General features: G+C 62.7%; 14 protein-coding genes. 9 read left to right on the top strand and 5 right to left on the bottom strand.

The window, feature by feature from the left end; genetic code table 11:
• Nucleotides 1-177: 177 nt before the first annotated feature.
• Complete coding sequence (locus tag PCA31118_RS21660; RefSeq protein WP_150627070.1) at nucleotides 178-603, top strand: organic hydroperoxide resistance protein; 426 nt, start codon at nucleotides 178-180, stop codon at nucleotides 601-603.
• An 80-nt stretch (nucleotides 604-683) separates the two neighbouring features.
• Here PCA31118_RS21660 and PCA31118_RS21655 read toward each other — a convergent pair whose 3' ends face one another.
• Together PCA31118_RS21655 and PCA31118_RS21650 are read right to left on the bottom strand one after the other, a co-directional pair.
• Nucleotides 684-1,400: a DUF1439 domain-containing protein gene (locus PCA31118_RS21655; protein ID WP_150627069.1), complete on the bottom strand. Its 717-nt coding sequence runs from the start codon at nucleotides 1,398-1,400 to the stop codon at nucleotides 684-686.
• Nucleotides 1,401-1,571: 171 nt separating this feature from the next.
• Nucleotides 1,572-1,787 carry a SlyX family protein gene (locus PCA31118_RS21650; protein WP_425495391.1) on the bottom strand — a complete coding sequence of 72 codons (216 nt, stop codon included), beginning with the start codon at nucleotides 1,785-1,787 and terminating at the stop codon, nucleotides 1,572-1,574.
• 102 nt (nucleotides 1,788-1,889) lie between these two features.
• On the opposite strand from PCA31118_RS21650, the gene PCA31118_RS21645 reads away from it, so the two are divergent.
• Nucleotides 1,890-2,207, top strand: coding sequence for a YnfA family protein (locus tag PCA31118_RS21645; RefSeq protein ID WP_150627068.1), 318 nt, complete (start codon nucleotides 1,890-1,892; stop codon nucleotides 2,205-2,207).
• Between the two features lie 96 nt (nucleotides 2,208-2,303).
• On the opposite strand, the gene PCA31118_RS21640 is transcribed toward PCA31118_RS21645, so the two are convergent.
• A complete protein-coding gene (locus tag PCA31118_RS21640) occupies nucleotides 2,304-2,960 on the bottom strand; it encodes a helix-turn-helix transcriptional regulator (RefSeq protein WP_150627067.1) in 657 nt (218 codons plus the stop codon).
• An 86-nt stretch (nucleotides 2,961-3,046) separates the two neighbouring features.
• Here PCA31118_RS21640 and PCA31118_RS21635 point away from each other — a divergent pair, with 86 nt between their 5' ends.
• Both PCA31118_RS21635 and PCA31118_RS21630 read left to right on the top strand, forming a co-directional pair.
• Complete coding sequence (locus PCA31118_RS21635) at nucleotides 3,047-4,555, top strand: MFS transporter (RefSeq protein WP_150627066.1); 1,509 nt, start codon at nucleotides 3,047-3,049, stop codon at nucleotides 4,553-4,555.
• Complete coding sequence (locus tag PCA31118_RS21630) at nucleotides 4,552-5,673, top strand: LysR family transcriptional regulator (protein ID WP_150627065.1); 1,122 nt, start codon at nucleotides 4,552-4,554, stop codon at nucleotides 5,671-5,673. The genes PCA31118_RS21635 and PCA31118_RS21630 overlap by 4 nt, the downstream gene beginning before the upstream one ends.
• Here the strand turns inward: PCA31118_RS21630 and PCA31118_RS21625 are convergent.
• Together PCA31118_RS21625 and PCA31118_RS21620 are read right to left on the bottom strand one after the other, a co-directional pair.
• Nucleotides 5,601-7,151, bottom strand: coding sequence for a sensor domain-containing diguanylate cyclase (locus PCA31118_RS21625; protein ID WP_150627064.1), 1,551 nt, complete (start codon nucleotides 7,149-7,151; stop codon nucleotides 5,601-5,603). The two genes, PCA31118_RS21630 and PCA31118_RS21625, sit on opposite strands and share 73 nt — an antisense overlap.
• 74 nt (nucleotides 7,152-7,225) lie before the next feature.
• Nucleotides 7,226-7,690: an Lrp/AsnC family transcriptional regulator gene (locus PCA31118_RS21620; protein WP_044456539.1), complete on the bottom strand. Its 465-nt coding sequence runs from the start codon at nucleotides 7,688-7,690 to the stop codon at nucleotides 7,226-7,228.
• A 268-nt stretch (nucleotides 7,691-7,958) separates the two neighbouring features.
• On the opposite strand from PCA31118_RS21620, the gene PCA31118_RS21615 reads away from it, so the two are divergent.
• From PCA31118_RS21615 to PCA31118_RS27090, 5 genes are all read left to right on the top strand, one after another.
• A complete protein-coding gene (locus PCA31118_RS21615) occupies nucleotides 7,959-8,588 on the top strand; it encodes a LysE family translocator (RefSeq protein ID WP_150627063.1) in 630 nt (209 codons plus the stop codon).
• Between the two features lie 511 nt (nucleotides 8,589-9,099).
• A complete protein-coding gene (gene cyoA, locus PCA31118_RS21610) occupies nucleotides 9,100-10,155 on the top strand; it encodes a ubiquinol oxidase subunit II (protein WP_150627062.1) in 1,056 nt (351 codons plus the stop codon).
• Nucleotides 10,156-10,170: 15 nt separating this feature from the next.
• On the top strand, nucleotides 10,171-12,150 hold the full coding sequence (gene cyoB / locus PCA31118_RS21605) for a cytochrome o ubiquinol oxidase subunit I (protein ID WP_044458326.1): 1,980 nt from the start codon (nucleotides 10,171-10,173) through the stop codon (nucleotides 12,148-12,150).
• Nucleotides 12,151-12,152: 2 nt separating this feature from the next.
• Entirely contained in the window at nucleotides 12,153-12,779 is a 627-nt protein-coding gene (locus tag PCA31118_RS27095) for a cytochrome o ubiquinol oxidase subunit III (RefSeq protein WP_044456537.1), read from the top strand.
• Complete coding sequence (locus tag PCA31118_RS27090; protein WP_044456536.1) at nucleotides 12,780-13,145, top strand: cytochrome o ubiquinol oxidase subunit IV; 366 nt, start codon at nucleotides 12,780-12,782, stop codon at nucleotides 13,143-13,145.
• The last annotated feature ends 22 nt before the right edge of the window (nucleotides 13,146-13,167 follow it).

The following is a 13,167-nucleotide window of genomic DNA, read 5'->3' as shown; positions in this document are numbered from 1 at the left end:
GACAATCAGCAACATCATGCGGGACGAACGACGATTGCGATTGAATCGACGTTCACGAAAGGTGTCCCACAGGGGTATTAAGATGGCCGCTTGGCTACCAGGCAACGCCGCGACGGTGTGGCCGGTCAGGGGGTCGAAGTTTGGCAGTGAAATTTCTCTACTTACCAGGAGTTCGTCATGTCGATCGAAAAAGTGCTTTACACCGCCCATGCCACCGCCACCGGAGGCCGTGATGGCCGTGCCGTCTCGTCCGATGGCGTGCTCGACGTCAAGCTGGTCGTGCCCAAGGAAATGGGCGGTCCCGGCGTTGGCGGCACGAACCCGGAACAATTGTTTGCCGCAGGCTACTCGGCGTGTTTCCTCGGCGCACTGAAGTTCGTCGCCGGTAAGGAAAAGGTGGCGCTGCCAGCAGACACGAAGATCGACGGTGCCGTCGGCATCGGGCAGATCCCGACCGGTTTCGGCATTCAGGCTGAGTTGAAGATCAGCGTGCCGGGTGTGGATCGCGCCGTGGTCGAGGACCTCGTGCAGAAGGCACACGTCGTGTGCCCGTACTCGAACGCCACGCGTGGCAACATCGACGTGACGCTGACTGTCGTCTAAGACGTCACCCGCCGCGCGGCGAGTGTGCAAAGGGCAGCCTCCGGGCCGCCCTTTTTTCATGACGCGGTAGGCGCCGCAAACTACTTCGTCTTCACTTCGACCTTGATGCCGTCCGGCAGCACGGTGATCGCGCCGGGTTCGACGTCGCGTCCGCCGTACTTGAGCTGTTCCGGCTTGAATGTGTAGATCGGATACTGGTTGAGTACCTGTTGCGCCACGGTGCCACCGATGGCGGTCAGTTGCTGACCGTAGGTGGGCGGCATGCCGTTGACGTCGACACGCTCGACGCTGGGGTTGTCCAGCAGGACGGCGCGTCGCACGGGGTCGTACTTCAGCGCGCTGGAAATCGCCAGCACCCCTTTGAGGGGCTGGCCTTGCAGCAACACGTTCTGCACCTGGGCATCGACCTGCGTATTGACGCGATTGGCCTGCGGATTGAAACCGATCTGCGGATGCGTCAACTCGACGGAGAGCAGCTGGCCGTAGTTGAGCGTGGTCGGAAAGCGCTTGTCGACGGCGCTCTCGATCTCCTTGCGCGTCATCGTGTACTCGCCGGTCCAGATGTTGTACGCGGCGAGCGCGGGACGCATCCAGGGGGTGAGCGCCAGTCCGAGCCAACCACCGACGACGAGTCGCAGGCTGTCTCGCCGGGAAAAACGCAGCACGGACGCCTCAGCGCCCGCGTCCGTCGGATCGTCAGGGAGGATGATGTGCGTGTGGTCCGTGTGGTCCGTGTGGTCCGTGTGGTGGGTTTTGCCGGTGCGGCGTGAACTGCGGGTGTCGCGTTGCGAAGTCATGTCACGGGTGCCCGGCAAGCGGGCGTGCCTGAATCGTCGATGGTCATGTGACCCGAGAAGCGGCGAATCGTTCTGAACGTTCTGAATCGCGCGTTCATCCGAGTGTCCATCTGTCTGAAGCCCCTGCGGCACATGCTGCATGCGGGCGTGTGTCGCGCGCGCGTGCTCGTCTCAATAGTGCGGGGGAATTTCGTGACGAGGATTGCCGTCGTTGCCGCCGCTTTGTCCTTGCGATTGCATCTGCTGATAGAGCGCCTTGAGCTGCTTTTGCAGCAGGTCGATCTGCTGTTCCTGGCGGGTGACGATCTCGTTGAGCGTTTCGAGCAGATCTTCCTGAAACGCCGCTTTGATTTCGAGTTCGACGACGCGTGCTTCCAACGATTCCATGAGCTTCTCCGGTGAACGCGGCATTGTAGGTCATTGCAGGTCCCGTCAGTGTGCATGGCGCGCAAAGTGACGCCTCGCGAGTCCGCCGGGCATAATCGCAGCATGAAAACCTTTCTGCTTTATGTCGCAACCGCGGTAGCGGAAATCGTCGGCTGCTATCTGCCATGGTTATGGCTCAGGCAGGGGCGCAGCGCGTGGTTGCTGGTGCCCGGTGCGATGGCGCTTGCGCTCTTTGCGTGGCTGCTGACGCTGCATCCCTCGGCCGCCGGGCGCGTCTACGCGGCGTATGGCGGCGTGTACATCGGCGTTGCCATCGTATGGTTGTGGCTGGTCGACGGCATGCGTCCGACGTCCTGGGATGTCGCTGGCGTGGTCGTGGCGCTCGCGGGGATGAGCCTCATCGCGTTTCAGCCGCGCTAGGTTCGATGTGTTCGATGCATCCGGGGCATCTGAGACGCACCTGCGGCAGCCGACGTCTGCGACATCGCGAAAACCTCAACCGTGGGCCCCGCTGCGTCAGGCCGACGTCTTCACGCGATAGGTGCAGCGCTGTCCACCCGCGAGAATGTGCGCCTCGCGCGACACGGTGCCACGCTCGCCGATCAACGCCTGAAACAGTTCCAGCTCGGTGCGGCAAAAGCCCTGACAGGTTTTGGCCGCCGCACAGATCGGGCAGTGATCCTCGATGAGCAGCCAGTCATCGCCATCGCGCTCCACGCGCGCCATATAGCCTTCCGCCGACCGAATTTCCGCGAGCTTTTCCATACGCGCGGCCAATCCCGGGAGCGGATCGATGGCCCGCTGGTAATGCATGCGGGTCTCGGCGGCGCGCTGCGCAATCAATCGGTCGAGTCCGTCCTCACCGAAGAGCTGGCGGATCGAGCCGATCAACTGAATCGTTAGCGTGGAATGGGCGTCGGGAAAGCGGCTGTGGCCCGCCTCGGTAAGCGCCCATGCCTGCCGAGGGCGTCCCGCACCGCGCGTGGGCATCGTCTCCCCGACGAGCAGGCCGTCCGCCACGAGCTTCTGCACCTGCTGACGCGCGGCTTCCGCTGTAATGCCCAATCCTGACGCGACCTCGGCCGTCGACGCCGGTCCCTGCGTCTTCAGCCATTGCAGCACACGCTCGTGTCCGGCGGCGGGGGGGCCGGGCTGCGCTGCCCTATTATCCAAGGGGTTATTTGGGTAATTCATTGTGAGGCATGTAATATCCAAGAACTTTCTTGCATATTAGTCTCCCGAGTGGGGGCTGTCCATCCATGACAACGAGCACGACGACTTCCCATGCGCCGGGCTGGCGCGATTTGCTGAGTGGCAACAACGGCTGGCGTTCGCTGGCGCTGGCGGGCGGGGTGGCGTTGCACGCGACCAACGTCTATGTGGCGACGACCGTATTGCCCTCCATCGTGAAAGACATTGGCGGGCTGGATCTGTACTCGTGGAACACGACGTTGTTCGTGGTGGCGTCGATACTGGGGTCGGTGTTTGCGGCGCAGATGCTGTCGTCGCTCGGCCCGCGCGTCGCCTACATTGCCGCGTTGGTCGGCTTCAGCGCGGGAACGATGCTTTGCGCGGCGGCACCGACCATGCCGTGGATGCTGGTGGGGCGCACGTTGCAGGGTTTCGGCGGCGGCATATTGCTGGCGCTGAGCTATGCGCTGATCCGAATCGTCTTTGCTCCGCAGTTGTGGTCACGCGCCATGGGGCTGGTCTCCGGCATGTGGGGCGTCGCAACGCTGTGTGGTCCGGCCGTTGGCGGTGTCTTCGCGCAGTTCGGTCACTGGCGCTGGGCGTTCTGGTCGTTGCTGCCGATCGTAGTCGGACTTGGCCTCATTATCCGGGCACAGGTGCCCGGCGGACGCACGGTGACGAGTGCGGACGGCACGTCGCAAAGCCACGACGAAGCGCATGCGGTGCCATGGTTCAAAGTGGCGCTGCTGTGTGCGTCGGCCGTCGCGATTTCCCTGGGATCCGTCGTCAGTTCGCACGGCGTTGCCGCCGTCTGGATGCTGTCGGGGCTGGTGCTCGCGTGGTGGCTTGCGCACCGCGAGCGAAGCGTGCGGCATGCACTGCCTCGCCTCATGCCCACGGGCGCGTATTCGTTGCGAACGCGTCTCGGCGGTCTTTATGCCGTCATGAGCCTGCTCGGGCTGGCGATGACGAGCGAGATCTACATCCCTTACTTCCTCCAGACCGTGCACGGCCAGGCACCCTTCGCTGCGGGCTATCTCGCCGCGCTGATGGCGGCAGGCTGGTCGGTCGGCTCGATGACGAGCGCCGGTCGTCAGGGCGACGCCGCCGAGCGCCGGGTGCGCCTCGGACCGGTCATCGTCGCGCTTGGGATGTTCACACTGGCGTGGCTGCTGCCGCAGGCGTCGCTTTTCGACAGTGCGGCGGGCGTCGCCGCACTGTGCATCGCGCTGTTCGGCGTCGGCGTCGGCGTGGGCATTGGCTGGCCGCATCTGCTCACGCGGGTGATGACGGCGGCACGTCCCGGCGAAGCGGGGCTGGCATCGGCCTCGATCACGACCGTGCAGTTGTACTCGATGGCGCTCGGTTCGGCGCTGGCAGGGTGGGTGGTGAACTCGGCGGGACTGGCGGATGGCGGACTGGCCGAAGCGCAGCGCGCGTCGGTGTGGCTCTTTGCATTGTTCGCGCTGGCGCCGGCGGCGAGCGTGGTCATCATCCTGCGCGGCAGGGGCGTCGCATCGTCCCTGAAAGCCGACGAGACGCGCGAAACGATACAGGAACGGACGGAGGCATCATGATCGATCGCATCACTGCCATGCGTACCTTTGTGCGTGTGGCCGAAGTCGGCAGCTTCACGAAGGCGGCGCTGTCGCTCGACATTCCGCGCGCCACGGCCACTACACAAGTCCAGCATCTCGAGCGCTGGTTCGGCGTCGCGCTTTTCACGCGATCCACGCGACGCGTAGCGCTCACGATGGAAGGCGCTGCCTATTACGAGCGATGCTCGGCCATTCTCGCGGACGTCGAAGAGGTCGAGTCGGGCCTGTTCGGTGCGCACGCGCAACTGCGCGGTCGCCTCGTCGTTGTGCTGCCGCCGGTGATCGCGCGTGAGGTCGTCATGCCGTCGCTCGCCGAATTTCAGGCCCGCTATCCGGGACTGGAAATCGCGCTGGATGCGACGCCCGCGCACGGTGACTGGCGCGGTGACGGCGTCGACTGCGGTGTGGTGCTCGGGGAGTTGCCGGATTCGCGTCTGGTGGCGCGTCATCTGGGCGATCTGCCCCGGGTGACGTGCGCGAGCCGTCGCTATCTGGACTCGCATGGCACGCCCGCCGACCTTGACGATCTGGCAACGCATACGTCCGTGAAATGGCTGACGGCGCCCGCGGAGTCGCTGGCGTCGCTCGGTGTTGCCGCCGGGCTGTCCGCAAGAGAGGGCTCGACGATGCCCGCACGCTGCGGCGACCTCACGATGGTGGTGAGCGGCAAAGCCACTTGCGTACGTACGCGCGGGCAATTGCATGTCGGCGACGAGGCGGCGTATCTCGCGGCAGGGCTTGAAGGGCTCGGGCTCATTCAGCCGACGCGGCTCGCGGCCGCTCCTTACCTGGCGTCGGGGCGTCTGGTGCCGGTGTTGCCCAAGTGTCCGCCGCCACCGTTGCGACTGTCGGCGGCCTATCCGGCGCAGAAGCGCGTGTCGCCGCGTGTGCGCGCGTTCGTCGACTGGCTTGCGCTGATCTGCGAGCCGTTGGGAACGGCCAAGGCGCACGCGGCCGCCGACATGACGGTCGACGCCGCTGCTATCCCCCTCGGAGCCCCAGTAGCGCCCGTAGCCCCCGTAGATTATGCGCCGCTGCCGGTCCTGCCCGACGCCCCGCCGTCCGGCAACCGGCGTTCGTTCACGCTCCCGGCGTAGTGGTTGCGTTTCTCTTCGTACATGAGCAGGTCGGCACGCTGAATCGTCGCCTCCAGCCGCTCGCCCGCTTCGCACGTTGCCATGCCCATCGAGAATGACAGCGGCGTACCCGGATAGAACGAGTTGTTCAGTTCCACCAACTGACGAATGCTCTCGATGATGGCCGCGCCACCGGTCGTGTCGGTGGAGGGCAGCAGCAGCGCGAATTCGTCACCCCCGATGCGGGCCGCGATCTGCGGCGCGATGACGGCCTTGCCGAGCACTTCGCCCGCGCGACGCAGCAACGCGTCGCCCGCCGCGTGACCCAACTGGTCGTTGACCGCCTTCAGGCCGTTCAGGTCCGCTACGACCACCGTGACCGGATACGGGCCTTTGCGTTCGAGCCGATTGAGTTCGTCCACGTAAAACGAACGGTTGCGCAGCTTGGTGAGCACGTCGTGCTTGCCGAGGAATTCCAGATACGATTCCGCCTTCTTGCGTGCCGTAATGTCGGTGAGTGCCACGAGCACCAGGTCCCAGCGCGCCTCGTGACCGGGCAGCACCGCGAACTGCAGGTGCACATTGATTTCGTTGCCGTCGAGGGCGTAATTGATGACTTCGCGTTGCTGAAAGAGTTTGTTCTCCCAGAGATCGATCAGCTGTTCGCGGAAGTTATGCCGCATGTCGTCGCGAAAGACGTCGGGCAGGCGGCCGAGCAGCGTGGCTTTGTCCGGCGCAACGAACATGGCCAGCGTGTGGCGGTTCACGTCGAGCACGTCGATTTCCTGCATGCAGCGCTCGACGAACTCCGGGTGCACGTCGGTAAACGTACGGAAGTCCGTGATGCCGCGAGCGCGGGCATCGTCCAGAAGCAGCTTGATCGCACTGAAGTCTTCGACCCACAGGGAAACCGGCGAGTATTCGAACAGGCCGCGAGCATATTGCTCGCCCATGGTGACGCGCTCGCGGGCGTGCTCCAGTTCCGTCACGTTCTCCAGTGAGATCAGCACGCGATCGAGTGACGTCTCGTGCCCGGGCAGTACCGAGCCGTTGAGCAGCACGTCGAGGCGACGGCCGTCGAGCGTGTAGTTCACCGTCTTGCTGGTGAAGTGGGTCTTGCCGTCCCAGAGTTGGCACAGCTCTTCGATGTGCGTCTTGAGCATGTCGTCGCGGAATACGCGCGACAGGTTGGCCACGAGTTCGTCGAGCGCCGCAGCGTTGAACATCGTGAGCGTGCGCCGGTTGACCTTGATGACGCGAATGCGCTGCGAGCACTGTGAGACGTGTGCGGGGTCGGCCTTGAAGTGCGCGCGCAGATCGACTACGCCTTGCGCACGCCATTCGTCGAACAGCTGTTTCACGCCGCTGAAGTCTTCCAGCCAGAGCGAGACCGGCGCGAGATCGAACATCAGGGCGTCGTCCGTCGCGGGGACGGACGACGATGACTGCGAAGCGGGAAGATCGGGAACAGAGGGAACGGCGGGCAGAGCGTCCGGCATGTGTCACCTGGTCTGGTTCTGGTTTTAGGCTGACATTTTACGGTGAAACCTGCTGTATGCCCTGGTGAATCGTTTTACAGCAGCGGCGCGCCCGTATCGCGTTTGACCTCACGCAAGGACAGCATCGACTCGATGGCGGTGACGCCGGGCAGGGCGCGCAGGACATCGCGCGTGAAACTGCCGTAGTCGTCCAGATCCGTGGCGACCACGCCGAGCAGATAGTCGGCGCTGCCCGAGATGTTGTGGCACGAGACGATACGGTCGATGGCCTGCACCTCGCGCTCGAATTGTTCGGACAACGCACGGTCGTGCACGGCGAAGCGCACGTGAACGAACGCCGTCACGCCGAGGCCCAGCGCGCGGTGCGAGAGCTCGGCTCGGTAGCCGGTGATATAGCCCTCGGCTTCGAGACGTTTGAGACGTCGGGCACAGGGCGTCTCGGACAGGGAGACGCGCTCGGCAAGGCGGGCGTTGGAAATGCGGCCATCGCGTTGGACGATGGCAAGAATGGCCCGATCGATGGCGTCGAGTTCGTTCATGGTGGGTATCCCGCTACGAAAACAGCTTCAAAGACGGCATTCCACCACGATCCGCGTTGTGCGGGAAGTGTTTCCCTCATCCGTATGGCTTAGGTCGACCGGCAGTGGGGGCGAGGCGGTGGCGGCGCTTTCGTCGACAAACGGGACTGATATAGAGAAATACACCAAATATTCATTTGTTGATGGGCGGAAAACGCTATCTATCACTCATTGAATGGAGAGATCATGAATCGCAACTTCACTTGCGTTCATCCCACGGAGAAAAGTCATGGTCTCGCTGCATTTGCTCACGGTCTTCATCGGCGCACTCGTTGTCGTTTATGCGCTGCCGGGACCGGACATGGCGGTGATCATGCAAACGAGCATGACGCGAGGCACCCGGCACGGACTGGCGACCGCCGCCGGCCTGGCGCTGGCGCGCGCCGCGCACGTCACGCTTTCGGCCTGCGGCGTGGCGGCGCTGCTGCGTGCGGCACCGTGGCTTTTCGAGACCGTGCGGATCGCGGGCGCGATCTATCTGGCGTGGGTGGCGATCCAGATCTGGCGCTCGCCGGCGTTCGGCATGGACGTGGCCGCGACATCGAACGACATTGCACCGCCGCTCTCGCAGGCATTCCGACGTGGCGTGCTCTCGAGTGTGCTCAACCCCAAAGCGTTGCTGTTCTGTTCGGTACTGCTGCCGCAGTTCGTGCGTCCTGACGCAGGCCCGGTGTGGTCGCAGGTACTGGAACTCGGCGTGCTGCTATTGATCGTCGGCGCGCTCTTCGACGTGACCCTCACCTTTGGCGCGGCGCGTATCGCATGCTGGCTGCGCGCTCGCCCGCTTGCACAAAAAGTACAACGCTGGTCGTTCGGCGCAGCCCTCATGGCATTTGCCGTACGGTTGTCGCTCGACTGAAAAGGCGGGCACAATACCCCTCACCGACATCGCCTGCCAGCGAGTGCACCGTCTTGGTGCATTTCGCTGCGACACCGCAAATCGGGGTGCGACACAACGTCGCACCTGTTGAATTCCCAGAACCTTCCCGCATTGCTGCATTGCACAGCGTTTACCGCCAAAAAGGTGTCGATCTGCCGGGAAAACGTCGCGCGCGTACGCGTGAGAGCCGCGCGACACATTGTCGCGCTGGTGGGTGGGCAATGTGCGGCCTAATTAAACTTCGGCATAATGCCGCACCGTGATGGAAGTAAAAGACAAGAAGTCGGACAGTGACTTGAGGTCTGCGGGCGGCAATCCGCCCCGGTTCCCGTCTTTTCGATGACACAGTCGTCGTAGTTCAACCGGTGCAATACCGGCGTGACGACTGCTCCCGTCCCACCTTAACCCTTGCCAACCTCCTGCGACCCTGCATCAGGCCGGTAAGCCCGTGTTGCGCCGTTCGCTGGCCAACTCAACCCTGTCGTGTGACATGAAGAAACACAGAAACCCGCGATTGTTTAGGCTCCTCGCCTTGTGCTCGCCGCTGCTTTTGGCTGGCTGCGACATGACGCTGCTCGACCCTAAGGGGCAGATCGGAATTGAGAACAAGAACCTGATCCTCACGGCCACCTGGCTGATGCTGATCGTGGTGATTCCGGTCATCCTGATGACGCTGTGGTTCGCGTGGAAGTACCGCGCAACCAACAAGTCGGCGCGCTATGAGCCGAATTGGTCGCACTCGACGGCCATTGAGGTCGTGGTCTGGCTCGTGCCGATCATCATCATTGCGATCCTCGCGCGCATCACCTGGGTCTCCACCCACGAACTCGATCCGTACAAGCCGCTGGAAAGCGAAGTGAAGCCGATTACGGTCGAAGTCGTGGCGCTGAACTACAAGTGGTTGTTCATCTACCCGGAACAGGGCATTGCGTCGATCAACGAACTGGCCGTTCCTGTCGATGTCCCGGTGAATTTCAAGATCACCTCGGAATCGATCATGAACTCGTTCTTCATTCCGCAATTGGGTAGCCAGGTCTACTCGATGGCCGGCATGGAAACGAAGCTGCACCTGATCGCCAACCACGTCGGCTCGTACGACGGCATCTCGGCGAACTACAGCGGCGGCGGCTTCTCGGGCATGCGCTTCAAGACGCTGGCGATGACCGATGGCGACTTCCAGCAATGGGTCACGAAGGTGCGCGAGTCGAAGAAGGTGCTCGACCGCGACGCTTACGCCTCGCTGGTGCCGATGAGCGAAAACACGCCGGTGACGTACTACAGCTCGGTCGACGCGAACATGTTCCAGTCGATCGTGCACGCCCCGATGGCATCGGGCATGGCGCAGAAGCACGAAGGCCATGAGAACCACGGTGCCGTGGAAATGAAGGGCATGGACATGAAGATGGAAATGAAGGGCGCGGGCACGGACGCCGCGACGGCTCCGGCCGCCGCCGCCAATGTGCAAGGCCAGTCGATGACCATGGCCATGGACGCCGGTGCGCACGCGATGCACGCCGGTACGGCTGCGCACGCGCATAAGGAGTAATCAACAATGTCAGCACTGTTTGGCAAACTGACTCTCGAAGCCATCCCGTACCACGAGCCGATCATCGTCGGCGCGGTCGGCATGATGGTGCTGGGCGGGCTGGGCATCATTGCTCTGCTCACCTACTTCGGTAAGTGGAAGTACCTTTGGAACGAGTGGGTGACGTCGGTCGATCACAAGAAGATCGGTGTCATGTACGTGCTCGTCGCGCTCGTCATGCTGCTGCGCGGCTTCGCCGACGCCATGATGATGCGTACCCAACTGGCGCTTGCGCACAACTCGGGCGGCATTCTCCCGCCGGATCACTACGACCAGATCTTCACCGCCCACGGCGTGATCATGATCTTCTTCGTGGCGATGCCTTTCATGACGGGTCTCGTGAACCTCGTGGTGCCGCTGCAAATCGGCGCACGCGACGTGGCCTTCCCGTTCCTGAACACGCTGTCGTTCTGGCTGTTCGTGGCGGGCGCCGCACTGGTCAACCTGTCGCTGGGCGTGGGTGAATTCGCGCGCACGGGCTGGCTGGCATACCCGCCGCTCTCGGGCATTCAGTACAGCCCTGGCGTGGGGGTGGACTACTACATCTGGGCCTTGCAGATTTCAGGGTTGGGGACGTTGCTCACCGGGGTGAACTTCGTCGTCACGATTCTGAAGATGCGCGCACCGGGCATGAACCTGATGAAGATGCCGATCTTCACGTGGACTTCCCTGTGCACGATGGTGCTGGTGTGCGCCGCGTTCCCGGTCCTGACCGTGACGCTGGCTTTGCTTTCGCTCGATCGCTACCTCGACTTCCATTTCTTCACGAATGAGTTGGGCGGCAATCCGATGATGTACATCAACCTGATCTGGATCTGGGGTCACCCTGAGGTGTACATCCTGATTCTGCCGGCGTTCGGTATCTTCTCGGAAATCATCTCGACGTTCTCCGGCAAGAAGCTGTTCGGCTACAAGTCGATGGTGTACGCCACGGCCGCGATCATGGTGCTGTCGTTCCTCGTGTGGGCGCACCACTTCTTCACGATGGGCTCGGGTGCCAGCGTGAACGCCTTCTTCGGCATCGCGACGATGATCATCTCGATCCCGACCGGCGTGAAGATCTTCAACTGGCTGTTCACGATGTACCGTGGTCGCGTGCAGATGACCACGCCGGTGCTGTGGACGCTGGGCTTCATCGTCACGTTCGTGATCGGTGGTATGACCGGCGTGCTGCTGGCCGTGCCGGGTGCGGACTTCGTGCTGCACAACTCGCTGTTCCTGATTGCTCACTTCCACAACGTGATCATCGGTGGCGTGCTGTTCGGCTATATCGCCGGTATGAACTACTGGTTCCCGAAGGCTTTCGGCTTCAAGCTCGACGAGCGTCTGGGCAAGGCAAGCTTCTGGTGCTGGCTGATCGGCTTCTACCTCGCGTTCATGCCGCTGTACGTGCTGGGCCTGATGGGCATGACCCGTCGTCTGAACCACTACAGCAATCCGGAATGGCAACCCTGGCTGATCGCAGCGCTCATCGGTGCACTGTTCATCGCCGCCGGTATTGGCTTCCAGGTGCTGCAACTGGTCGTGTCGATCAAGAACCGCAAGGCGCTGGCCGACACCACGGGCGACCCCTGGAACGGCCGTACGCTGGAGTGGATGACGTCGTCGCCGCCGCAGTTCTACAACTTTGCCGAAGAGCCGCGCGTGCACGACATCGACGAGCTGGCCTATCGCAAGGAACACGGCATCAAGAGCGATCTGAAGACGAGCTACGCCCCGATTCACATGCCGAAGAACACCGGCGCCGGTTTCATCATCAGTGCCTTCTCGCTGGTGTTCGGTTTCGCCGCCATCTGGCACATCTGGTGGCTCGCCATCGTCGGCTTCGTGGGCATGATCGTGACGTTCATCTGCCGCAGCAACAACGATTCGATCGACTACTACGTGCAGTCGCCGGAAGTGGTGGCCATTGAATCGGCTCACCATCAGGCACTGGCCGCAGCAGCAAAGGCTTAATCATGACGAGCGAAGTTCTCAAACACACTGGCGCGCATGCCGATGCGCATGCGCACGACCACGCGCACCACGACACCGGGGGCAACACGATCTTCGGTTTCTGGGTGTACCTGATGACCGACCTGGTGCTGTTCGCCAGCTTGTTCGCCACGTTCGCCGTGCTGCGTGACGCAACGGCGGGCGGCCCCACGGGCAAGGAACTGTTCGACCTGAAGTTCGTGCTGGTCGAAACGTTCATCCTGCTGTTCTCGTCGATCACCTATGGCTTCGCCATGATCGGCCTGCACAACGGCAAGAAGGGTGCCGTGATGGGCTGGCTTGCCATCACGTGGATTCTGGGTGCGGCGTTTATCGCCATGGAACTGTACGAATTCCATCACCTGATCCTCGAAGGCGCGGGTCCGAACCGCAGCGGCTTCCTGTCGTCGTTCTTCGCCCTGGTGGCAACGCACGGTCTGCACGTGGCCTCGGGCCTGCTGTGGATGGCCGTGCTGATGTACCAGATCGCCAAGAAGGGCCTGAGCTCGACCAACACCACGCGTCTGCAGTGCCTCTCGCTGTTCTGGCACTTTCTGGACGTGGTGTGGATCGGCGTGTTCACGGTCGTGTACCTGATGGGAGCGATGTAAATGAGCAATAGCAAATCGGTGCAATCGCACGGCCACGAAGCTGGCCACAATGCGGCCGGGGGTAGCCACGGCAGCGTGAAGTCGTACCTGATCGGCTTCGTGCTCGCGGTCATCCTGACGGTCGTGCCGTTCAAGCTGGTGATGGATGGCACGATGCCGCCGTCGACGGTACTGCCGTTGATCCTCGGCGCTGCCCTCGTGCAGATCATCGTCCACCTAATCTACTTCCTGCACATGGACCGCTCGTCGGAACAGCGCTGGAATGTGATGGCGTTCCTGTTCACCGTGCTGATCGTAGCCATCGTGCTCGTCGGCTCGCTGTGGATCATGCACAACGCCAACTCGCTGATGATGCCGGGGATGTAAGTCTCTGGACTTGCCCTGGATG

The sequence above is a fragment of the Pandoraea captiosa genome (assembly GCF_902459775.1).
In the GTDB taxonomy this organism is placed as follows: domain Bacteria; phylum Pseudomonadota; class Gammaproteobacteria; order Burkholderiales; family Burkholderiaceae; genus Pandoraea; species Pandoraea captiosa.
The sequence above is the reverse complement of the archived record's forward strand: the minus strand, read 5'-3'. Positions and strand labels throughout refer to the sequence as shown.